This window comes from Desulfoprunum sp., from assembly GCF_053613775.1.
Genome location: NZ_JBSHXH010000009.1, coordinates 134,340 through 157,500, shown reverse-complemented (window position 1 = coordinate 157,500; position 23,161 = coordinate 134,340). Strand labels below are relative to the sequence as shown.

Annotated in this window: 16 protein-coding genes and 1 pseudogene (1 of these 17 running past the window's edge); 8 read left to right on the top strand and 9 right to left on the bottom strand. The window is 52.7% G+C overall.

From position 1 onward, the window contains the following. Nucleotides 1–2,064: the 5' portion of an ATP-dependent chaperone ClpB gene (gene clpB, locus ACWGKN_RS18700; RefSeq protein WP_035233716.1), read on the bottom strand. The gene continues 540 nt to the left of window position 1, outside the view; only the first 2,064 of its 2,604 coding nucleotides appear in the window; its start codon is at nt 2,062–2,064; its stop codon lies off the left edge, out of view. Nucleotides 2,065–2,303: 239 nt separating this feature from the next. Next, complete coding sequence (locus ACWGKN_RS18695; RefSeq protein WP_424256061.1) at nt 2,304–2,642, bottom strand: IscA/HesB family protein; 339 nt, start codon at nt 2,640–2,642, stop codon at nt 2,304–2,306. A gap of 380 nt (nt 2,643–3,022) precedes the next feature. Between ACWGKN_RS18695 and ACWGKN_RS18690 the strand changes: the two genes are divergently transcribed. Next, nucleotides 3,023–4,132 (top strand): 6-phosphofructokinase, encoded by a 1,110-nt coding sequence (locus ACWGKN_RS18690; RefSeq protein ID WP_035233717.1) that lies wholly within the window; start codon nt 3,023–3,025, stop codon nt 4,130–4,132. Between the two features lie 13 nt (nt 4,133–4,145). Then, a complete protein-coding gene (locus ACWGKN_RS18685; protein ID WP_035233718.1) occupies nt 4,146–4,814 on the top strand; it encodes an endonuclease III domain-containing protein in 669 nt (222 codons plus the stop codon). Nucleotides 4,815–4,913: 99 nt separating this feature from the next. Here ACWGKN_RS18685 and ACWGKN_RS18680 read toward each other — a convergent pair whose 3' ends face one another. After that, nucleotides 4,914–7,571, bottom strand: a complete 2,658-nt coding sequence (locus ACWGKN_RS18680; RefSeq protein WP_452095776.1) for a BTAD domain-containing putative transcriptional regulator — start codon at nt 7,569–7,571, stop codon at nt 4,914–4,916. 150 nt (nt 7,572–7,721) lie between these two features. On the opposite strand from ACWGKN_RS18680, the gene ACWGKN_RS18675 reads away from it, so the two are divergent. Further along, nucleotides 7,722–8,138, top strand: coding sequence for a hypothetical protein (locus ACWGKN_RS18675; protein WP_424256066.1), 417 nt, complete (start codon nt 7,722–7,724; stop codon nt 8,136–8,138). 65 nt (nt 8,139–8,203) lie between these two features. Here ACWGKN_RS18675 and ACWGKN_RS18670 read toward each other — a convergent pair whose 3' ends face one another. The 3 genes from ACWGKN_RS18670 to rnr form a co-directional block, all read right to left on the bottom strand. Continuing rightward, a complete protein-coding gene (locus ACWGKN_RS18670; protein WP_452095775.1) occupies nt 8,204–8,974 on the bottom strand; it encodes an RNA methyltransferase in 771 nt (256 codons plus the stop codon). A gap of 189 nt (nt 8,975–9,163) precedes the next feature. Then, nucleotides 9,164–9,676 (bottom strand): hypothetical protein, encoded by a 513-nt coding sequence (locus ACWGKN_RS18665; RefSeq protein WP_035233721.1) that lies wholly within the window; start codon nt 9,674–9,676, stop codon nt 9,164–9,166. Between the two features lie 141 nt (nt 9,677–9,817). After that, nucleotides 9,818–12,037: a ribonuclease R gene (rnr, locus tag ACWGKN_RS18660; RefSeq protein WP_452095774.1), complete on the bottom strand. Its 2,220-nt coding sequence runs from the start codon at nt 12,035–12,037 to the stop codon at nt 9,818–9,820. Nucleotides 12,038–12,220: 183 nt separating this feature from the next. On the opposite strand from rnr, the gene ACWGKN_RS18655 reads away from it, so the two are divergent. Next, nucleotides 12,221–14,326: an HD domain-containing protein gene (locus tag ACWGKN_RS18655; protein ID WP_035233722.1), complete on the top strand. Its 2,106-nt coding sequence runs from the start codon at nt 12,221–12,223 to the stop codon at nt 14,324–14,326. A gap of 88 nt (nt 14,327–14,414) precedes the next feature. Here the strand turns inward: ACWGKN_RS18655 and ACWGKN_RS18650 are convergent, their stop codons facing one another. Together ACWGKN_RS18650 and aat are read right to left on the bottom strand one after the other, a co-directional pair. Then, nucleotides 14,415–14,993 carry a TSCPD domain-containing protein gene (locus ACWGKN_RS18650; protein WP_052160332.1) on the bottom strand — a complete coding sequence of 193 codons (579 nt, stop codon included), beginning with the start codon at nt 14,991–14,993 and terminating at the stop codon, nt 14,415–14,417. After that, nucleotides 14,971–15,669, bottom strand: a complete 699-nt coding sequence (gene aat / locus ACWGKN_RS18645; RefSeq protein ID WP_424253560.1) for a leucyl/phenylalanyl-tRNA--protein transferase — start codon at nt 15,667–15,669, stop codon at nt 14,971–14,973. The genes ACWGKN_RS18650 and aat overlap by 23 nt, the downstream gene beginning before the upstream one ends. 36 nt (nt 15,670–15,705) lie before the next feature. On the opposite strand from aat, the gene ACWGKN_RS18640 reads away from it, so the two are divergent. Further along, entirely contained in the window at nt 15,706–15,972 is a 267-nt protein-coding gene (locus ACWGKN_RS18640) for a hypothetical protein (RefSeq protein WP_452095773.1), read from the top strand. Continuing rightward, nucleotides 15,950–18,226, top strand: coding sequence for an AAA family ATPase (locus ACWGKN_RS18635; protein ID WP_452095772.1), 2,277 nt, complete (start codon nt 15,950–15,952; stop codon nt 18,224–18,226). The genes ACWGKN_RS18640 and ACWGKN_RS18635 overlap by 23 nt, the downstream gene beginning before the upstream one ends. A 37-nt stretch (nt 18,227–18,263) precedes the next feature. Here the strand turns inward: ACWGKN_RS18635 and ACWGKN_RS18630 are convergent, their stop codons facing one another. Next, complete coding sequence (locus ACWGKN_RS18630) at nt 18,264–19,397, bottom strand: beta-ketoacyl-ACP synthase III (RefSeq protein ID WP_035233724.1); 1,134 nt, start codon at nt 19,395–19,397, stop codon at nt 18,264–18,266. 364 nt (nt 19,398–19,761) lie between these two features. On the opposite strand from ACWGKN_RS18630, the pseudogene ACWGKN_RS18625 reads away from it, so the two are divergent. Together ACWGKN_RS18625 and ACWGKN_RS18620 are read left to right on the top strand one after the other, a co-directional pair. After that, nucleotides 19,762–20,799: pseudogene (locus tag ACWGKN_RS18625) on the top strand (IS1634 family transposase); the annotation flags it as partial. A 317-nt stretch (nt 20,800–21,116) separates the two neighbouring features. Continuing rightward, nucleotides 21,117–23,156: a hypothetical protein gene (locus ACWGKN_RS18620; protein ID WP_424254460.1), complete on the top strand. Its 2,040-nt coding sequence runs from the start codon at nt 21,117–21,119 to the stop codon at nt 23,154–23,156. Nucleotides 23,157–23,161: the final 5 nt, after the last annotated feature.

Genomic DNA, 23,161 nt, shown 5'->3' with positions numbered 1-23,161 from the left:
GTGTGCCTTTTCAATCTCGTCGAGGAGGATGACGGCATAGGGCCGCCGGCGGACGGCCTCGGTGAGATATCCGCCCTCATCATACCCGACATAACCGGGCGGGGCGCCGATCAACCTGGCTACCGAGTGTTTCTCCATGAATTCCGACATATCGATGCGGATCATCGCCTGGTCGCTGTCGAACAGGAAATCGGCCAGCGCCCGGGCCAATTCGGTCTTGCCGACGCCGGTCGGACCGAGGAAGAGAAAGGAGCCGAGGGGGCGGTCGGGGTCCTGCAGTCCGGCCCGGGCCCGTCGCACGGCATTGGCAACGGCAACGATGGCCTCATCCTGGCCGATGACCCGTTTCTTCAGGTTGGTTTCGGCGTGGACGAGTTTATCCTTTTCCCCTTCGAGCAGACGGTCCACGGGGATTCCGGTCCATTTGGCGACGACGCTCGCCACATCCTCGGCGCCGACCTCTTCCTTCAGCATCCTGTGGTTGGCCTGAATCTCCTGCAGTTTCCTGTTGGCGTCTTCCAGATCCTTCTGCAACTGGACGATCCGTCCGTAGCGGATTTCCGCCACCTTACTCAGGTCGCCGGCCCTTTCCGCCCGTTGTTCCTCCACCTGGGCCGCCTCCATGGTCTCCTTGATCTTGCGGATGCTCTGGATGGTATCCTTCTCCAGGGTCCACTGGCCTCGCATCGCCACCAGACGCTCGTTGAGCTCGGCGAGTCTTTTCTTCACTTCACCAAGTCGTTCCTGGGAGGCCTTGTCGGTTTCCTTCTTCAGGGCTTCCTGCTCAATCTCGAGTTTAATTTTGTGACGTTCCAGTTCATCGATTTCCAGCGGCATCGAATCGATCTCGATCCGCAGTTTCGATGCCGCCTCGTCGATCAGGTCGATGGCCTTGTCGGGCAGGAAGCGGTCGGTGATGTAGCGGTTGGAGAGCATGACGGCGGCGACGGTGGCGGCATCCTGGATCCGCACCCCGTGGTGGACCTCATACTTCTCCTTGATGCCGCGCAGAATGGCGATGGTGTCCTCGATGCTCGGTTCGACAACCAGGACCGGCTGGAACCGGCGTTCGAGGGCGCTGTCCTTCTCGATATACTTCCGGTATTCGTCGAGGGTCGTCGCCCCGACACAATGCAGTTCGCCACGTGCCAGGGCAGGTTTCAACATGTTGGAAGCGTCCATCGATCCTTCGGCGGCCCCGGCGCCGACCAGGGTGTGGATCTCGTCGATGAACAGGATGATCTCACCGGCGCGCTTTTCCACCTCCTTGAGAACGGCCTTGAGCCGGTCCTCGAATTCGCCGCGGTACTTGGCGCCGGCGACCAGCGCGCCGAGATCGAGGGTGATGACCTGTTTGTTCCTCAGCGTTGCGGGGATGTCGCCGTTGATGATCCTCTGCGCCAGCCCCTCGACAATGGCGGTCTTCCCGACCCCCGGCTCTCCGATCAGCACCGGATTGTTCTTGGTGCGGCGTGACAGGACCTGGATGATCCGACGAATTTCCTCATCGCGGCCGATGACCGGATCGAGCTTGCCGCGCTTGGCGATGTCGGTAAGGTTGCGGCCGTATTTTTCAAGTGCTTGGTATTTTTCTTCGGGATACTGATCGGTTACCCTATGCTCACCGCGGATGGTCTGCAAGGCCTCGAGGAATTTTTTCTCGTCGATGCCGTACTGGGCGAGCATCGCCGCGACACTGCTTTTCTGGTCACGGATCAGGGCCAGGAAGAGGTGCTCCTGGCTGACATAGGCGTCCTGCATCTGAGTGGCAATCGCAAAGGAGGAGTCGAGGACCCGTTTGAGTTCCGGCGAGGCGTAAACCTGTCCGGCGCCGCTGCCCGAGACCCGGGGGATTTGTTCGATCAGCCGGTTGGCGCCCATGAGGATGAGCGATGGATCGACTCCCATCTTCTGCAACACCGGCACGACCGAGCCGTTTGGCTGGACCAGGATGGCCTTGACGAGATGAGCAGGATGGATCTCCTGGTTGGAATTATCCTGAGCCAGTTGCTGCGCTGCCTGGATTGCTTCCTGAGATTTCAGAGTGAATTTGTCAAACTGCATGTTATCCTCCGATGCTGTATCCTGTTGAGATGCAAAGTGTTTGCTTTGAGCTTCAAGGGTACAGACAAGCTAAGGATTGATGCGGGGCCAGTCAAGAAGGGATTTTGAAGAAGTAATTGATCTGAAAAGAAAAAGGGCGGGTCTGTTGAGAGAGATCCGCCCTGCTGAATGCTGAATCTGCCTGAAATCACCAGATCAATGATTCTCCGGTGAAATGACGACAGACGCTGTGAAAGTTATCAGCCGCAGCTGCCGGATCCGCACGATCCCGAGCTGCAACCGCCACCCCCGATCGGGTTGGCCGAGGTAATGCCGAAACCGGAACGAGGGCCGGCATCGATGAAGTCTACCTTGATCGAACCACAGGTACTAAGCAGGCCTTCTTCGACCAGGAACTTGAGGGAATCATTCTCGTATACCTTGTCATTTGTCTTTGGCTCATCCAGAGCCAATCCCAGGGAGGGGCCGGATCAGCCGCCCTGCATCAGAGCGACACGGAGGGCGGAATCTATATTATTCTGCTCCATGTACTCCTTGAGTTTTTCCACTGCCAGTGTTGTGACGCTGAATTCAGACATGTAAAAGCCTCCTTATCTTCTATGGCTAAAGGGATTGTCTGCGGTTGTCATGTGTGCTTCCGCGGGGAAGCGGTTCGTTTACGACATAGTAAGATGAGCCCGGAGAGAAGTCAATTGACCATTCCTCGAAAATTCCTTATGACTCGCCTACCATCGATAAAGAAATTTGTCGGCGATGGCAAGGAAAAGCGGTCGGTGTATGTTGTTTTTCCTTGCCTTGCCAAAATATGGAATGATAAAGTCCTCGTCATTACAAAGACAAAACAAGAAAAACCATCTTTGTCGGGCTATCTGGCGGAGCCGATTGAAAGACTCCCGACGCCATTCCAACCCGCCAGGCGACACCGAACCCATCTACGGAGTACAACCCGGAGAACAGTATGAAAAAGATCGTGATTTCCACCGGCGGAGGCGATGCCCCCGGCCTGAATGCGGTGATCTATGCAGTGGTCCATTCCTGCTACAGACGAGGATGGGAAGTATACGGCAGCCGCAGCGGTTATGGCGGGTTGATGAATGTCGATGAGATGGTTCGCCTTACCTTGAAGGATGTCGAGGGCATCTACGCTACCGGCGGTACGATCCTGGGATCGACCAACAAGGGCAATCCGTTTTCCAAACCGGTTGAAAACCTCGCCGGTGAGATCCAGATTGTCGATATCTCGGATAAGATTCTTCGAAATTTCAATCGAATGAAATTCGATTGCCATATCGCCATCGGCGGCGACGGCAGTCTTGAGATCGCCCATCGCTTCGCCCAGAAGGGGATGCCGGTCATCGGCGTGCCGAAGACGATCGACAACGATCTGATGGCCACCAGGCGCACTTTCGGTTTCGATACGGCCGTGGCCACGGCAACCGAGGCCATCGACAAGCTGCACTCGACGGCGAAGTCCCACGACCGGGTGATGGTGGTCGAGGTGATGGGACGTGAGTCTGGATGGATTGCGCTGTATTCCGGTATTTCCGGCGGAGCCGATGTCATCCTCATTCCGGAGATCCCCTTCGATATGGAGCAGGTTTGTGACAAAATCGCCGACAATGCCCTTCATGATAAACATTATGCCATTGTTGTTGTCGCCGAAGGGGCGGTGACCTCTGACGGCAGGGCCTTCAATAAAGGGAGCGGTGAGCTCGGTCGGGAAGAGGTGATCCTTGGCGGGGTCGGCGAATGGGTTGCCAGCGAAATACGCAAGCGGACGGACAAGGATACCCGGTCGCTGGTGCTGGGCCACCTGCAGCGTGGCGGGTCGCCGACGACATTCGACCGCCTGCTGGCCTTGCGCTTTGGCGCCGCCGCCGTTCGCCTGATCGAGCAGCGGACATTCGGCCACATGGTGGCTCTGAGCAATTCACAGATGATCGCCGTGCCGATCGCCGAGGCGATCAAGGCCCGGAAGAAGGTCAGCCTCGATGACGACAAGGTCCTGACGGCCCGAGAGATCGGCATCTGCCTCGGCGACAGTGGCGTTGAAATGCCGCTCTCGTGAGGAGGATCCAACCGTGGGGGGGTGTAATGCATTTATCGAGGTATATGCCAGGCTGTTCGAACACTTCGGCGCCCAGGGATGGTGGCCGGGAGAGACGGCCATCGAGATCATGGTCGGGGCGATCCTGACCCAGAATACCAACTGGGGGAATGTCAGGAAGGCGATTATCAACCTCAAGGCCGCCGGTGTGCTCGATTTCCACAGTCTACTGGAGCTGCCGTCGGAGATACTGGCGGAGTATGTCAGGCCATCGGGGTACTACAATATCAAGGCCAGACGGTTGAAGAACCTTCTGGCGATGATCCGTGACAACTATGACGGGAACCTCGACAGACTGCTTGCCGACCAGACGGCAAGGGCCCGTCGGAACCTGCTTTCCGTCCAGGGGATCGGACCGGAGACCGCCGATTCGATCCTCCTGTACGCCGGAGGGCATCCGGTCTTCGTGATCGATGCCTACACCCATCGGATATTCTCCCGCCATGGTCTGGTCGCGGAAGAGAGCGATTATCACAGTCTCCAGGAGGTGTTCGAGAGTCGTCTTCCCCGAGATATCGATTTATATAACGAATTTCATGCACTTATCGTCATGACTGGCAAACATTTCTGCAAAAAGACAAGTCCCCTGTGCGATCGATGTCCACTCAGAGGGTTCAACAGTTTCGACGGAGATGATACTTAAGGGCCGTCACGAATTACCCATCACATATTCACCCATTTCGTTACGGTCCCTTGTGCCGGTAACGACCCTCCATTGCTACGGTTATTTGTATACAACGGCTCAGGTGGTCAGGTCGACCAGTTGCCCGAGGGAAAACGAGACGATCTCGTCCTGGAGATCATCGATTTCTTCCTCCGTGTATTTGTTCCTCTTCAATGCCGACCTGTAGCGTTCGAGGGTATCCCCGGCCTTGAGATGGTTGTTGTTCTCCCGGTACAGGGCATAGAGCAGGCTGACCAATCGCTCGTCGTAAAAATAGAGGTGCACGGACCGTTCAACGAGGGAAATCGCCTCCTCAATCTCTCCGGCCCTGATCATAATGGCGGCCCAGGAGTGGGTCGCTTCGATCAGGGTGCTGATGATCCGATCATTCAGGGATACCGCTTTTTCGCTGCAGAAGATATCCTCGGGCCACAATCCGTTGAGCAGGCTGAAGGCCGTTCGGAAGGCGTTGCCGGCCTGCCACCATTCCCTGGACCGGGCATGACGGAGCCCGGTCCTGGCCGCCGCGATGAATTGCAATGCATCTGTCTGCGAATGAGCGAGTTCGAGTATTCCCTTTTTCAGGACCAGATAGAGCTTGGCTGAGAAAGGCAGAGCAGGATCAATCCGATTTCGCAGTCGGGTCAGGAGGGTGTCGAAGCTTCTTCTGGCATTCACTGGAGGGGTGTCGGGCCAGATGGCAAGCTGGACTTGCTCCTGGTTGATCTGCTGCCCTTTGGTGGTAAGCAGGATGCCCAGCAACTCGCGTTGCGACGGCGAAAAATTGCTGGCCTGGAAGAGAGTTCGGCCGCCGAGGCTGATATGGAAATGGTCGAGCAGGAAAAAATGAAGCTGCGGCATCACATGCCCGGCGTCGGTTAATGAGATATCGAGCTTCTTCTGCGCCAGGGAGGTGACAAAATCCTTTTCAATATCGTTTGCTGCCGCAAGTGACAGGAGTCGGGTCATCATGGCTGGTTCCCAGGTCCAGAAATGCTCGATCTGGTGCATTCTCATCAGCGCCAGTCCGGTCCGAAGGTCGTCGAACGCTGATTCCGGCCCGGTGGTGACAAGCTTGTGGTAGCTTCGATTGAGATGGGTGCAGGCGAGAAAGTAGTGAGATCGTATGCTTTGCGCTTCTTCCAGTCCTTGCTCGAAGCAGAATTCCGCCTGGTTTGCCAGGCCCAGGCGGGAGTAAACCGCCCCGGCGATTATCTTATTGAAGGTCTGGTGGATCGAACCTCCGGCCTCATGGCGCAAATGGACAGACCGCTCGATAGCGCTCAGCGCTTTATCACGCTGGCCAAGCAACGCATGGCCGAAGGCCTTCCATTGTAGGATCTGGCTTCGAATATACGGTGTCGTTTTCCGAGCAGCGATCGCCAACCCCAGTTCGAGAATCTCCATGGCTTCGGCGGTCCTGCCGATCGCAAAGAGATTGCTGCTCTCCCAGGCATGGATGTTCAGTGCCGCAATGGTGCGCTCCAGTACCTTGGGGGTGAATATCCGCTCGATCGCCTGACGTTCCGCCGAGAAATTGAGCTGGTCGCCGATCATCGACAAGTGGCAGAGGAGCAGTATTCGAATAATCAGCTTGTCCGACATGCCCACCAGCGGATGGCCGAGGAGGGCGGAACAGGCCTCTATTTCTTTCATATATACGGCATGACTGCCGGTAAACATTTCGATATAACCCCGGATAAATCGTCCCCTGGCGATGGCCGATTGCTGCTGTCTCCCTTTCTGGGAACCCTGAAATGCAAGGCAGGAATGGGCCTTTTCGGTTTTCCCGGCAAAGAGGAAAAAACCGAATGCCAGGCTGCGGGCTGCCCCGTTCTTGATCGGCAGAGGAAGTGTTGCCGCATTTTTCAGCAGGAGTTCGTCCAGGCGCGGCAATAGGGTGGCGCCGGCGCGATAGTCACCCGACACAATAATGTGGTAATAGACGATCATTGCCAGGCTCATGATCTCCCCTTTTTCCTCACCGGCGCGAATGAATGCGGTTCGGGCGGCCTCAAAGAAGGGCAAGGTGGTGTACGGAATGAGATCGACCCGCAGCAGACCGACATAGAGCGCAATCCAACTGTAACGAAGAATGGTAGCCTCGGGTATTGAATCGAGGGCGGAGAGTATGCTGAACATGGTATTCCGGTTGAGGAGATCGGCCCCCCTTTCGATCAGTACTGATTCTATAGCGGTGAAATCACCGACCTGAATGTAACTGAGAATCGCTTTATCCTCGATTCCCTGTTGGAGATAATATTCTGCTTCGCTGATTCGTATTCGCCTCAACTCGTCAGGCGAGAGCCGGGTTGCAGCCTGCTGTTGCAGGAATTCCTGGAACAGCTGATGCAGGCGGAAGGTCTGTTGATGTCTCTCCTGCCGGTAGAGGAAGAGGTTCTGGGCAACCAGGTCGGTAAGAACCGAGTCGATGTCCCCTCGCCCGGAAATTATCCGTGCAAGTTGGAGAGGAATGTCGGAGAGGAAGGAGAGTTTCAGGAGGGAGTTATGCAGTTCTGCCGGGATATGAGCGAAGATCTCATCCCGAAAGAAATCGAATAAATACTGCTGTTCTACAGGCGACATCGAGCCGCAGGCGGCGGTCTGCGGCGGTAATTTGTCCCAGCTCTCGCTGGCGTGGCCGGCGAGGACGACGCCCATGATCCATCCACCGGTAACGCGATGGATCCCTTCGACACGCTTCTGGTCAGGCTTCCTCTTCAGTACGGATGTCAAGTACTCTTCAATCTCTGCTCGAGTGAATGCGAGGTCCTCTGTCCTCAGGCGGCAGATTGAAATGTTGTTGCGCAGGATCCTGCACTTCAACTGCAGAGGAAACCGGCTGGCCAAAAGAAATCTCAATTTTGGAGGTGATGTATCAATAAGGTGCTCAAACAGGGTGTTAGTCAGGACGCTTCCGGCAAGGAGATGTATATCGTCAAAGACGATATAGAGATTGTGGGGGAGACGTTTATCGATCTCATGGAGCAGCATGTTGGCACATCTCTGGATATCAAGAGAATCCAGCTTACCGTTGCGGAGAATGGATTCGAGTTCGGTGCCGGTAAACTCCGGATATCTTTCCTTGAGATTGAAGAGAATGGAGGACAGCACGCAGAAGGGATCGGCATCTTCGGGCCCGATCTGGTACCATATATGGTTGAGCCGGTGATATGTCAGGAACTGGGCGATCAGGACGGTCTTTCCCTGGCCGGCCTGTGCTTCAATGACGACGGCCTTGTCGGAAACAAGTGCATCGTTCAGCCGTGCGGTGAGGAGTCCAGTCCTGAGCAGAGACCGTGATACATCAATGTGGGGGGGATAGAACTTGTTCGAAGGGACGTTCTCGAGATTTGGCAGTGGACCGGTCATGTGGGGTTGTCTTCCTGTGACTGCTTGGCGTCGGTATGGGATTGGTGCCAGAGAAACTGACGGCATATACCCCTGAGGATATTGGAGTCCTTGGATGTGAGGCGCATCCGGTTGAGGAACTGGCGGATATTGTTCATCCAGTAGAGGTGGCTTTTTTCGTGGAGAAAATTAATCTGCAGAAGGACAGACTCAATATGGCTGTACATCCCCTCCAGTTCGAAGGTCGAGGCGTATTGAGGGGAGGGCTTCATGTCTTTTTGAGCATGGATGACGCCATAATAAAGTTCGTAGCAGTGAATTGCCACGGCCTGGGCGAGATTCAGAGAAGAAAAATCGGCGGTAGGGATGGCGGAGGTCATCTGGCAGTATTTCAGGTCGTCATTGGACAGGCCGTAATTTTCCGGCCCGAAGACAAAGGCGATCTGATTGGAGGCTATCTGCGGCAGCAGTTCTTCGACCACTGTTCGGGGATTCTTCTCGAGGAGGCGTTGCCGTCCCCGCCGGGCGGTCGTTCCGATGACGATGGAAAAAGGTGCCAGGGCCTGCTCCAGAGTGGCGTGCACTTCCATGGTGTCGAGAAGATGAGCCGCCTTGTGGGTTGCCATTTTCGCCATAGTTTCGTGATCGGGCATGCTGTCCCGAACGATGATGAGGCGGGAAAGCCCCATGTTGTAAGCGATACGGGCGGCGGCCCCGATGTTTTCGGCAAATTTCGGATTGACGAGGACGATGGCGAAATGGTCGAGCAATGAGGTGTCGATATGCATAAAAAGTCTGAAAATATCCACAATAGCCCTAACAATATGCAGGGGCATCGAAATAATGATCTAATTGATATATTTATCCTTTTTTCAGATTACCAACTGTCGCCTGACGAATATGGCTGGTTATGATGCCGTACCCGGACGTCAGCGACGAAACTGCAAAGGACAGGGGGACCCTGGATCGCGATTCCACTATTTGTGGACAGTGTCGGCGATGCTGAGTCTGCTGATTTTTTCGTATTCTTCCGCCTGCTTGTCTGGGGTTGTCGGCATCAGGCGTTTGAGCAGGGGAACGACTCCGCGTTCCGATTTCTCAAATCGGCTTTCGGCTTCCTTGAGGGTAATCTGCCAGGCAGGGGCGAACCCGGGCGCTTTCTCAAACATGATATCGAGGGCCGTCTGGTAAATAAAGTACTGGCGAATCTCTTTTCGACCCGGTTTTTGGTTCAAAGATTGCACCGTAATGCGCAGGTTGTCGCGTTCCTGCCGGAGGGCGTTCATCTCGTTTTTCCGACGTTCATTGTCGGCTGAATCAATTTCGAGTTTGGTATGCAAATGAGCTCGCAGGCGGTCTACTTCCTTCGTTAGTTCGCGCCGCCGCAGAAAGCCGCGGATATATACGACGATGCAGAGGATAAGACCAAGGGTCAGACCTTGGGCAAATGGACTGCCGAAAAAAAATTCGATCAGGTTTTTCTCTTCCATATCGAAAAGTCTCCCTTGCGATGGAGATGAAATTGACTATAGATCGTATCCGGATTATTTATGAGAAATATCCGTTAGCGTCAAGCTGGAAATGCAGTAGGGCTGTTTTTGTTTTTCCCAGCTGTAACAGTCTGTTCTGTTCTATCCAGGTATTTCCTCCTTGTCAGAAGCCAGTTTGAAATTGATCCGTTTTCGCGATCTGTCGACATCGACCAAAATCACTCGAACGAGATTGCCGATCTGATACACCTTTCGACTGATTTCACCTGTAAGACGATGCTGTCGGGGATCATGGAAGAAATGCTCACCCTCCATGTCCTCGACAGCGACGGCTCCGTTGACAAACAGCTGTAGCAGTTCGACAAAGAGAAGCGAGTCGGTGACGCCTGAGATCACTGCGTCAAAGGTTTCACCGATATGCTTTTCCATGAAGATCATTTTCAAACGGTCGGTCATTTCGCGTTCGGCGCTGATGGCGATCCGTTCGCGGGACGATAGAAAATCACCGGCCTCCTTGAGGTTGAAATGTTTCCGGTGGGATGTCCCCTTGTCGTGCTGTAGCTTGATCAATCGGCAGACCTCGCGGTGGACCATCAGATCGGGATACCTCCTGATCGGCGAGGTGAAATGGGTATAGTCGGTGGCGGCGAGCCCGAAGTGGCCGACGTTGTCCGGCGAGTACCGCGCCTGCTGCATGGTTCTCAGCAGGAGATTGTTGACGATGTACTCCTTCGGACTGCCACTGCAGAGGTCGAGGACCCTGGCGAACCAGTGCGGACTGTTTTCCACTTTCGGCAACTGGAGCCCGAGGGTCTTGGCGAATATGCTGAATTCCTCGACCTTGTCCGGGGCCGGCAGTTCATGAATGCGATAGAGGATTGCCCTTTGTTGCTCGGTGAAGGTGGCGGCCACCGCCTCATTGGCCGCCAGCATGAACTCCTCGATTACCTGATGGGCGAAATTGTGTTCAGCCCTTCTGATTGATCTGATCCGCCCATCCTCTTCGAGTTCGATGTCTGCCTCCGGCAGGGTAAAGCCGAGGGCGCCACGGTCCCTCCGTTTCTGGTGCAGGGCCCTTGCCAGTTCGCCAGCCCACTTGAGAGGGGTGAGAAAAGGTTTGAAGGCATTTCGGGTCTCCTTGTCCTGGTCAACCAGGATCTTGCGCACGGTTGTGTAGGTAAACCGCTGCCTGCTGCGGATGATTGACCGCGCCAGACGTTTTTCTTTCAATGTGCCCTGGCGATCGAAATTGAGGATGGCGGTGAGGGTTAGCCGGTCTTGATCGGGCACCAGGCTGCAGAGATTGTTCGAGAGTTTTTCCGGCAGCATGGGAATGACTCTGCCTGGGAAATAGATGGATGTTCCTCTCTCGTAGGCATCATGGTCGATGGCCGATTCGGCAGGAACGAAATGACTGACATCGGCGATTGAGACATAGAGCCGGAAACCGGATTTGGTCTTGATCACGGCGATGGCATCGTCGAAATCCTGAGCCGTCTCTCCGTCGATCGTCATGTGAAGGATATCACGCAGGTCTTCCCTGCCTGGCTCCGGGGTAATTTCGTCCGTCAGGGCGGCGGTTTCCTTTCCCGTCTTCTCACTGAATTCATACGGGATTTTGTATTTCTCGATCACCAGCCGCATCTGGACATCAATATTGTCTGCCGGACCGAGGATCTCAAGTATCTCTCCCCTGAAGTTTCCGTAGGATTGGTCGCTCTCGTCTATCCTGACGATAACGACTTCGCCATCGCCGACATCCGTATATTTCCCAGCATCAACAGAGACCGTGAAAGGAAAACGGATATCCTCGGGAACGATATGACAGCCGGTCCGGTCCCGGATGAAAAAACCCGCCAATCGCTTGGTTCCCCGGGCGAGGATCTTTATGACCGAGGCCTCCGGCCGTTCATCGCTGCGTGTTCGGTGGACCCGAATCAAAATCCGATCCCCCTGCCGGGCCAACCTCATTCGAGATGCGGATATAAAAGGATCCCGCTTGAGTGCCGGCGCGTCGACAGTGCTGGTACAATGCGCCCCGAATCCGAATCCCCGTGGGTTCTGTTCAAGGACGGCCTCATAGAGCGGTGCATGCTTGCAGAGGGAGTATTCCCTTTTGCCGCTTTTTTTGACGAGTTTATCGGCAATCAGGCTTTCAATGGCGGTTTCCAGGTCGTTTTTTTCTGCCTGGCCATGGGCGAGTCCAGCCATCAGCTCGGTGATCGCGGCCGGGGCGCCGTGTTGGTATAAGAAGGCGAGGATATCGTTTTCGATCGATACGGGAGATTCGGGGGAAAGTCGCCTTTCCTTGAGTCGCGGCCGCTGGGAACCTGCCTTGTTAATGGGTCTTTTCCTGGCCATCGGTATTTTTGATTCCCCCGCTATTTGTTTTTTGTTAGACTGATGTAGGATTATGGCATCCAGCTTTGCATATCTGTGATTCAGTGTAGCATAGGGCGCGGAATACAGGCAAAGAAATACGATGGACAAGGGATCGAATGCCCCTTGTCCTGTTTTGCTTTTTCATCTCGCAATCAGGAAAATATGCGACGCATCCCCTTCGATCTTGAGGCGTATCGCAACCAGATGCAGACTCTGCTCGCCGGGTCCGTCGGCGCGCCGGTGTTCTGGGAAGCCCTCGATTTCGCTACGTCGGCGCATTTTGACCAGTGGCGCAAGTCCGGTGATGCCTACATCTATCATCCCTGTTCTGTGGCGAAAATCCTTGCCGAGGAAATGGATATTCTCAACCCCGAGATCCTCGCCGCCGCTCTCCTGCATGATACTGTAGAAGATGTTGAAGAGGTCACTGCAGAGGTGGTCGGGCAGAAATTCGGTTCCTACGTCCAGGCCATCGTCGAGGGGTGCACGAAGGTAACCCATGTTTCCGGCGACAGCCAGCTGGACCACAGGCGCACCCACCGCAAAATCTTCTCCGGGGCGGCACTCAGACCGGAAGTTATGCTGGTAAAGCTCGCCGATCGACTGCATAATCTCCGCACCCTCAAGGCCCTGCCGGAGAGGAAACGGCAGCGGATAGCCGACGAGACCATCGATATCTATGCACCGCTCGCCACGATCTTCGGCCTGTTCAACCTGAAGCGCGAGATGTACAACCTGGCCCTTTCATATAAGTTCCCGAAGCAGGGGGCCAAGCTTAAAGGACATATCCGTCAATTGATGCAGGATCCGATAGGCGGCGAGATTGTTGCCGAACTGCAGCGACAGGCTCAGGAATATCATGTCGTCTGTGACGTGACGGTGAGGGTCAAGGAACTATGGGCCTACTATGATATGAGCAATCGGCTGCTGCTCAAGCGGATTGACACGCCGATGGAGATCCTGATCGTCGTTGAGGATACGATGTCCTGTTATCATGCTCTCGGGGTCGTCAGCCAGACCTTCCGCCCTATCCCGCGGACTGTCCGGGATTTTATCGCCAACCCGAAACCCACTGGGTACCAGGGACTGCATGCCCGGGCGATCATCAAAGGACAGAAATTTCTGTTCAAGATCCGCACGCGGGAAATGGCCCGCCAGGCCCAACGCGGGTTGATTCGCAACTGGACCTCCAAGTCGGGGAAACAGGGGCAATTTATAAGAGAAATCCAAGAGATGTTCGATGTGCTGGGATCTGAGGATTTCGTCTCCTATCGGGATGTCATCGCTGCCAGCGGGAAGAAGGAGATATATACGTACACCCCACAGGGGGATCTGGTCTGCCTGCCGTTCCGATCGACCGTGCTCGATTTTGCCTTCCGGGTTCATACCCAGATCGGTACCACATGCCTTGGCGCGATGATCAGAAACAAGCGGGTACCGCCAGATCACATCCTGTATGATGGTGATATGGTGAGGATTATTCGATCTGACACCCCGGTCCACTTCGACCCCAAGATCCTCAATGACTGCAAGACTCCCCGTACCCGTGCCGAGTTGGCGAAGAGCTTCCGGCTCCGGCGCAGGAAGGTGTCACAGGAAGTTGGTTACTCTCTCCTGCGACAGGAGATGCTGCGCTATGGAATTCCTTTCGATATCCTTGCCGGCGATGGCTTTCAGAAACTTTTGGGAAAAATTGCTGTTGAAAACATTGAGGATCTCTTCATCCGCATCGGCGAGGGGAGGTTGCGACTGCGCGAGGTGATCGATCGGATCAAGGAAGATCTTTTTGGCGGGATCTCTCCGCTGGTCACTCCGACTGGAGCCTTCAACCGGATTGAGTTGACGACGCTTGACCCGGTGTCGGTCAAGCTTTCATCCTGCTGTAAACCGAATCCGACGGCGAAGGACAACTGCGCATTGCTGACGGAAAAGGGGCTCTCCGTCCATCACAAGAAATGCAGCCGACTCCATGAGATCAAATTCCAACGCGAAGATGCGGTAAATATCACCTGGAAGCTGAGAGAAACCCAGGTTAACAAGCGGCAGGTTCTGTACATCCTCAAGGCTTCACGACAGGAGGTGATGGATGTTTTGAACGCCCTGCCGGAGGAGATGGAACTCATCAACCTGAAGGTTCTCGCCAGCTATTCCTCCCTGCATCCGTCATGGGAGATGATATTTTCCGTCCCTGACCTCCATGTCCTCTCGCGTGTCCTCAGATATTTCGACAGGTCCGCGATTCCATTCGAGTACTATCTTGAAAGTTAGGGGCCATCATGGAATAACCATTACAAATTCAACTATTTCGTACGACCCCTTATGCCGGTAACGACGATCCGTGGTTACGGTTATTTATCTACGGCGATTCAACATCCCTTTCTGAATACAGATTCTGTTTCTTCGTATAGTGGCTGAGCACCTGGGCCAGCATCTCAGGGAGATCGTTCCTCTGTCGTGAACTCCGGTTCAATTGGGTCAGGGTCTTTTCCAGGGTCAGGCGTTCACCCAGAAAGATGTGGCGAAGAATAAGGGAAATGAGCCGGGTGATGGTGGTCAGGTTGGAGATGCGGGACTGCAGATGCTGATCGCGGTCGAATGCTGTTGAGGCGAATATCTCGACCGGGTGGCCATCAAGCTCGCTGACGGACACATACCAGGTATTGCGATCCCGATCGGTCGTCCGGTAGCGGACCGCATCGAGAACGTCGGGCAATTCCCGGGCTTTCATTTCCCCTGCCTGTTGATCGTCATCAGCCTGACGGCTTTCGGATTTCGTTTCTGCCATCTTCAGCAGTCGCTCCAGGTCACCGGGATTGTCGATGACACCGGTGATGAGATCGCAGCACCCCTGGCAGAACATCTGGGTGCTGAGCGGAAAAAGGTCTTTTGTCTGGCCGCATCCGGCGCATTGGTCATGATTTTTTTTTCGTGTCATTGGTCCAGTTACCGTCTGGGGCTGTTGATTGAATATACTGGCACAGCAGTTCGCTGAATCTTTCACCTGTGATTTCCCGCGCCCCGAGTCGCAGCAGATGCTGAGTCGTCATCTGGCAATCGATCATTTGAAAGGACTTTTCCCGAAGCCGGGCGACCAGGTGTATCAGGGCGATCTTCGAGGCGTTGCTGACTGCTGAGAACATCGATTCTCCAAAGAAGACCCGGTCCAACGCGATCCCATACAGCCCACCGGTCAAGGCGCCGTCGCTCCAGCATTCGACGGAGTGAGCATACCCGAGATGGTGCAGGCGAATGTAGGCCTGTCGCATTTCGGTCGAAATCCAGGTTTCCCGTCGTGCATCGGTCCGGATATCGGCGCACATGCCGATAACCTCCGGGAATGCCGTGTCGACAGTGACATGAAAGCCCGTATTTCGCACATATCTGGCCAGTCGTCGCGAAATCCTCAACTCAGCCGGGAAGAGTACCAGGCGTGGAGAAGTGAACCACCAGAGAATCGGATCGCCTTCACCGTACCAGGGAAATATCCCGCGACTATACGCAGCTATCAGTCTTTCTGGGCTCAGGTCGCCTCCGACAGCGAGAAGACCGCTCTCTTCTGCCAGTTCCGGAGGTGGGAAAACGACCTGTTTGGATAAACGAAATACCGGCATCCCGCACTACTACCTGCCTTTATCGGCAAAGTCAACATGGCAGCCGAGGAAAGATGGGAGCGGGCCGATGCATATCGGGCAACCCTGTCGCACCCTGTTGTCGGAAATGGCGAAAGTGTTCGGGCAGAAAAAGATGCGCCAGCCTGCTTCGACATGGTACAATTGATAATTTTTAAACGGATGCTTCCGAACCCAATAATCTGGTGTGAATACCTGTCCAAATGGCTTGGCAGGGTGGTCGATCACAATATGCCAAAGGCTCCACGTATTAACGATATTCATGGATACACAAGATTCCCGTGAGCATGAGCAGTTACCGCTCGAGCATTCTCCCTTCAGTGAATCTGCGGCAACCGGAAGATTTTTTTCAGGCGGCAGGCGCCAGGAAGTTCTCGATGGAATGGTGAGCGCCCTGACCGGCGGTATTCCCATCGTAACCCTGACCGGCGACGAGGGAAGCGGCAAGACCGTATTGTGTCGGATGCTTGAGGGCCGGATCAACCCCGATTATCCCACTGTCTATTTCCCCCGGACGGCCGATTCATTCGAAGACGTATTGAAGGCGATAGTTCAGAGACTGGATCTGGCCACTGATCAACTTCCAAAAGATAGAGCCGGGTTGCTGCAGAACATCGTATCGAACCTGCATGACCGCAATCAGCGCGTGCTCCTTATCTTCGATGAAGCCGAGCGGATCTACCTGGCCACGCTGGAGCGGGTTCGCAAAATGCTCGACCTGGCCAACCATTCCGGAATCTTCATCCAGATGGTCTTGTCCGGTCGCAGCGGTCTCCATCAAAATTTCAAAAACCTGGCGTTGTGCAATTTCCAACCGGCAGAGGAAAGGCACTTCTCTCTCGAGCCGCTGACAGACGACGAGACCTATGAGTATCTCACATTCGCCATGCTTGACGCAGTGTCGGAGAAAAGGTCGTTTTTCAATCGCAAGGCAGCTGCAGCGATTTTTGCCTCGAGTCGGGGTAATCTCCGGTCGATCAACTACCTGGCCGATGAATTGCTGAGGGGATACGAGGGCAAGGATCAGCTCAGCCCTGTCGAAGATAATGGACAGGAGAAGCAAATCAGGGAGGATAAACCGCGTCGACGGCTGAAACGTCCAGCTGTGGTTCTACCGAAATTTGCCCTCAATTGGCGGTACGTTGCATGGGGAGGTGGTGCTGCCTGTATTGTTCTGGTCTTTCTTCTGTTCCGTCCAGAGGAGAAAACGGTCGGTCCTCAAGTTGAAGCGGTTCAGGACTCCGAGACTTCCATCGTCATTTCAAAACCTAAAGAGATGGAGCGGGTTGAGCCCAATGCCGAGGCCATAGAACAAAATGGTCCGGAGAAACAGGAAAAGGAAGAAGCCGCTGTTGTCCATATCGGTGAAACAATTTCGCGGGAACAACAGCCGCATCCAACCCCAACTCCTGAAGTGGCAGAACAGGCACCAGTTGGAATCCCAGCTCCTGCTGAGCCGGTGGTAGTGTCGAGTCCGCAGCAACCGGAGACTCCCTCCGCCGGAACCAGACTTCAGCCAGAGGAAAAGCAACAGCCAATAGTCCAACAGGAAATTCCGGTTTCCGAAATTGCAGAAACGGAAAAAACCGCATCGGCTGACTCCGTTGAGCCGACGGTTGTAGCGAGTCCGCAGCAGCCTGAAATTCCTGTCGCTGAATCTGGATCTGAAGCAGAGGAAAAACAACCACTGGCAGCTTCGACTGCAGACATTCCCGAACAGGAGGTGGAAAAAGAAAACAAACGGCCAGCTCTGCCGGTTGAAGCAGACCGGAGAGCCGAGTCTGCTGTGGAGACGGAGGTTACAGAGCCAATCGCTGTCGATACCGCATCACAGAGTGGGCTGACACGACAGGAAGTCGCCGTGGTTACCGAAACCAATCAGCCTGCCGATGCAACTGCGGAACGTCCGATAGTTCCTCCAATTATCAAGGCCCGGGAAGTCTTCAAACACCGAGAGGTGCTTGCTGGTGCAAATCGCGGTACTATCACCAGCCAGCGGATAAAAATCCTGAAGCAGGAAGATGAACCTGATGCCTTTGAGCTGCCGGCTACCCCGATTACGATCAGGGCGGTAGAGCAGAAAAAAGAGTCGGAACTGGTGCCTCGACTGGCACCTTCAACCGAACAGAATCCACAGGCGGCGGACCCGGACAAGGCAGCCGTACCGGTATCCGAAAAACCAAGGAGGACCGATAGCGTTGACAAGATATACACCAGTCGGGTGGCTGCCGGTGCTTCTTGGCTATCAGGCCTGAAGGATGATCGTTATACGGTTCGCCTTATGGTCATAACATCTGGTGATGCGGAGAAAAAACTGAAGTCGATGTTGGGTGAGAAAAATTACCGGGAGCAGGCGGACAAGTTCTACATTTTGAGGAGAGAATCAAATCCTGGTGTGCAATACGTGTATTATGGCGAGTATCCGACGATGACCGCTGCCCGCAATGCCAGGAATACTATTCCGGAATTTCTTCGCGGATACAAGCCCTACGCGATGTCAGTCAAAGGGGCAGTGCAGAGGGCGCAGCAGGAAGAATAGGGATTCTCCCCGCGTTGGCCCCGACCGAGGAAGAAGCTCAGATTTTTTCAACGATCAGGCTGCCGATCGAATATCCGGCGCCGAAAGAGCAGATGATGCCCTTATCGCATGAAGCCAGATCATCATGGTATTTGTGGAAGGCGATGATCGATCCGGCTGAGGCGGTATTGGCATACTCATCCAGGACGACCGGCGCTTCATCGGCTCCTGCATCTCGACCGAGCAGGTGGCGGATGACGAACAGATTCATGTTGATATTGGCCTGATGCAACCACAATCGCTTGATCTCTCTGATGTCGATTTGTTCTTTCTGTAGCTGTTCATCCACCAGGGTGTAGATCAGCGGCAGCAATTCCTTGAACACCTTACGGCCCTGCTGGGCGAAAAATTGATCACGTTCGAAGAATCGCTCCAAGGTGATGTTGGGTTCGGCCTTGGTGAGGAAGTTTACGCTGGTCCGGATATTATTGGAGAAATACGTTTTCAATTGCCGGTCGATGATTCGAAAACGATGCGTTGCTGTCGACGTTTCCTCAAGCTCGAGTATACAGGCCGTGGCGACATCGCCGAATATAAAATGGCTGTCACGGTCGCGGTAGTTGATCTGGGGGGATGCAAATTCAGGATTGACCACCAGGGCGCAACGTGCAGAGCCGGACAGCAGGGCATCCATCGCAGTAGAGATGGCGAAGGTGGCGGTCGAGCAGGCAACGGTCATATCGAAGGCGTAGCCTGAGCAGCCGAGCGCCGCCTGGATCTCCACCGCCACTGCAGGCCAGGGCCGTTCCGACGTTGAAGCGCCGCATATCACCAGGTCTATATCTGCTGGCTGCTTTCCAGCTCTTTCAATGGCCTCTTTCGCAGCGGCAACAGCCATTCCGGCCGTAAAAGACTGGTCATTTTCATCACGTCTGGGAATTATCGGCATCATCCGTTCAACATCGAGAATGCCATCCTTGACCATGACATAACGCCGTTTGATCCCCGAGGCCTTCTCGATGAATTCGCTGCTTGAATACGGCGCGGCAGAGATTTCACCGCGTTCTATGGCATCCTTGTTCCTGTTGTTGTGGGCATCGGCATATGAGTTGAAGGCGGCGACCAACTCATCATTGGTAATGGTGTGAGGGGGGGTGAACAGACCTGTCCCGCTGATGACGACTGAACGCATTGAGCAGCCCTTCCTGTGGAGTATGAAACCTTACTGCCTGAATCGGCTGATTCCAGGCACTGAACGAGATTTGCAGTGTCGACGATGGTAAATCTTTTTCCGTCCCATTTCAATCTTCTTTCGGACTTGGGTTTGCGGCCAGTAGGCAGAAAGCCGGCCGGTTTTACTCCTGGGACAAACCGTGGATCATGTAAAATCAGCTGCTTGAATTTTTTTGTTGTTAGGGTCCGGTTGTTTTATGTAGGCATACGAATTGATAATTAATCTTTGCATAGAGTGGATTAAGATGCTATTCATGTAAGCATGTATCTACGAACAACAAAACGTACCAACAAGGACGGCTCGGTCGCCGAGTACTTTCGAGAAAACCGCCGGGGTCCAAGTCCCGTACGAGCGCGCCCTGCTGGCCATGGTCGCCAACCGGCTGTGCGATCCGGAATCGAAACTCGGCGTCTGGGACCGCTGGCTGTCCACCGTCCACCTGCCTTCCTGCCAGAACCTGAAACTCAGGCATATGTATGAGGCGATGGACCTGCTCCATGCCAACATCGATGAAGTTGAGAAGACGGTGTTTTTCAATACCGCCAATCTGTTCAACCTGGAAGTCGATCTGATCTTCTATGACACGACGACCGCTTCCTTCCATGTCGACGCCGAAGATGATTCGGATGCCGACGCCAATGCTACCCTGCGCAAATTCGGGCATGGCAAGGAAGGGGGCTGGGCGCCCCAGGTCGTGGTGGCTCTGGCCGTTACCCGCGAAGGCGTGCCGGTGCGCAGCTGGGTGTTGCCCGGCAATACCGCCGATGTCGGCACCGTCGCGCGGGTCCGTGCCGATCTGCGAGGCTGGAACCTCGGCCGGGCGATGTTCGTTGCCGACTCGGGCATGAACTCCGAGGACAATCGAGCCGAGTTGGCCAAAGCCTGCGGCAAGTATCTCCTCGCCTGCCGCATGGCAAGCGTCTCCGAGGTCAAGCGGCAGATAGTTGCGGCAGCCAAATACGACGGCAAATGGGTGATCGAGACCAATGACGACACCATCGGCCTGGAAGATGCCGCCTGCGGCTATAAAGGCTTGATGGTCATCGAACGGTGCTTCCGCTCGCTCAAGCGCACCCAGATCAAGCTGACACCGATGTACCACTGGGCATCCCGGCGGATTGAGAGCCATGTGAAGATCTGTGTGCTGGCATTGCTCATCGAGAGGATCGCCGAGCCGGCATGTGGCCGGTCCTGGCATCATATTCAAAGGGCTCCGGACATGCTCCGGATCACAGAATTTTTTGATTTAAAATACCGTGTGCTCATGCGCAACGAGTTGACCCAAGATGCGATAAACATCTTGAAATCACTAAAGATTAAAGTGCCACCGCAGGTCATTCAGCTGACAGAGACAGCCTGATCTTGTAGACACACGCCGAATTTGCATGTTCCGCCAAAAGGCCCACCACGCCTTGGTTTCAGCAGATGTGTCAACTTACCGGGCGCAAACCCAAGTTCTGGATGACTATTTAAAAAAAAATAGGTATAAAAGTATAACTGATTGAATTCGTGTGAATATGCGATACGGACTCGGTAGTTGCGCAGGCGAATTTAAAAAAATGGTTATATAACAGGTACTAATCGAATAAACGATTGCAGTTTGAATACCTTCAGGCCTTTTAACCCATGGAAATTACATCGTCTAAGAAGCTTTGGAATCTGGACAGCAGTTCGGATATGGTTGACGTTGAAAAAAGACGAAAGAAAATTCCCCGATCCAATCTGATAAATTCCTTGAATAGGATCAATTTTAAAAACGGTGATATCGTTTTTAAATTTAAGCATAAAAAATATAATAATTACATATTGATAAAGGCTAAGCCACAAATTTGTAACAACACTTTTCTGGAATGTCTTTGGTCGGAACCAGGCCGGATCAAGAGCAAATGGAAGTTGTATGATCTGGAAGGATTCAGTTTTAACGATGGCTTGAACCAGATCGAGGTTAAAGCGCAGCTTGTGGACTACAATGATGCAGGTATAATTGTTGAGATCCCGGAATATTCTTATGAGATGAAGTTGCGTGCTGTGAAAAGGCATCTTTGCAAAGAAGTCTCAGTACAGATCAGTCAGGAAGGAAGCGTTGTTACCGGCAGACTGATCAATTTTTGTGCCGAATCCTTTGCCGTTAAGTATTGTTCCCAATCAATTCAAGCCAATCTAGAAATCAACACGGAAAATTCAGCCAACATAGTATTGATGTGCAAGGGAGAATTTATCTTCTCCGGCAAATGCACGATCATTCGTCATGAAAAACATGCCAACGAGTCTATTCTGGTCTTTAAGCATGAAAATGATGATATCAGGCAGAAAAAATTTTATGCACACCGTACTGAACGGCTTGTACTTTCCCCCCTTCCCAACCTTGTATTTCACCATCCATTAATTCAAAAAAAAATAACACTTGAATTAAACGATATCTCCGCTCTTGGATTTTCTGTGGAGGAGGATAGTGAGACTTCGGTACTGCTGCCTGGATTAATAATTCCCGAATTAGAAATCGAACTTATTCATGGCCTTTCTATTGTTTGCAAGGCTCAGGTCCTTTACCGAATAGCAAAAGAGGATGTGGTAAGGTGTGGCATGGTGATTCTTGACATGGATATGCAAGATCATATCAAACTCTCCTCTTTGATCCATAAAGCAAAGAATAAATGTTCCCATATTGAATGTAACAATATCGATCTCGATGCATTATGGGATTTCTTTTTTGAGACAGGATTTGTTTATCCTGCAAAATATGTGCACATAGCAGAACAAAAAGAAAAATTTATCGCTGTGTATAAGAAGCTCTATCATGAACATCCCGAAATTGCACGCCATGTAATTTATCAAGATAGAGGGAGAATTTACGGTCATGTCTCCATGTTCAGGTATTATAAAAAAACCTGGCTCCTCCAACATCATGCTGCAGTAAAATCAAATAAGCATAAGGCTGGATTAGTCGTGATGGATCATATTTTACAATATATCTATGAAATCCATTCACTGCCATCCGCATGTATAAATTATATAGGATGTTATTTTAGGCCTGAAAACCGTTTTGCGAATCGGGTTTTTGGTGAATCTGCTCGCTCCCTAAAAGATGTTAAAAAAAGTTCTCTTGATGAATTCGCATATTTTTATTTACATCCCGATGTGAAATCAATTCCAAAATCAGAATCAATGATATTTTGTGAGTCTGATATCGAAGATTTAGAAATTTTTAAATATTGGTATGATCAAATTTCAGGTGGTTTATTAATAAAAGCCTTCGATCTCGATCCAGAAATATTTTTGATGGATGAGTCGATTCGTAAAGACTATGTCAAAGCTGGATTGAAAAGAGAAAAGAAAATTTTTTCTCTTAAAAAAGATGATGAGTTATTGGCAGTAATTATTGTTAATATATCTGATTTTGGCATTAATATGTCAGAGTTAACAAACTGTATTCAATTTTTTGTATTAGAGCAAAATATGATTAGCAAATACTCATATAATTTTGCAATAGCAAATGTTGTCAAATATTATGAGAATAAAACAGTCCCAATTTTGCTTTATCCTAAATCAGTTATGGAAAAACTTGAATTATCCAGTGAAAAAACATACGTTTTGGCGTTGCTAAATCTAGATTATCTTAACGAATATCTAGAATTTATTCATGGGCTAACTGCCCCTAAGAAATCGGAACTATTTTATTCAAACATCATTAAGCGTTTAGATAATCTTAAAGATTAAAAAAC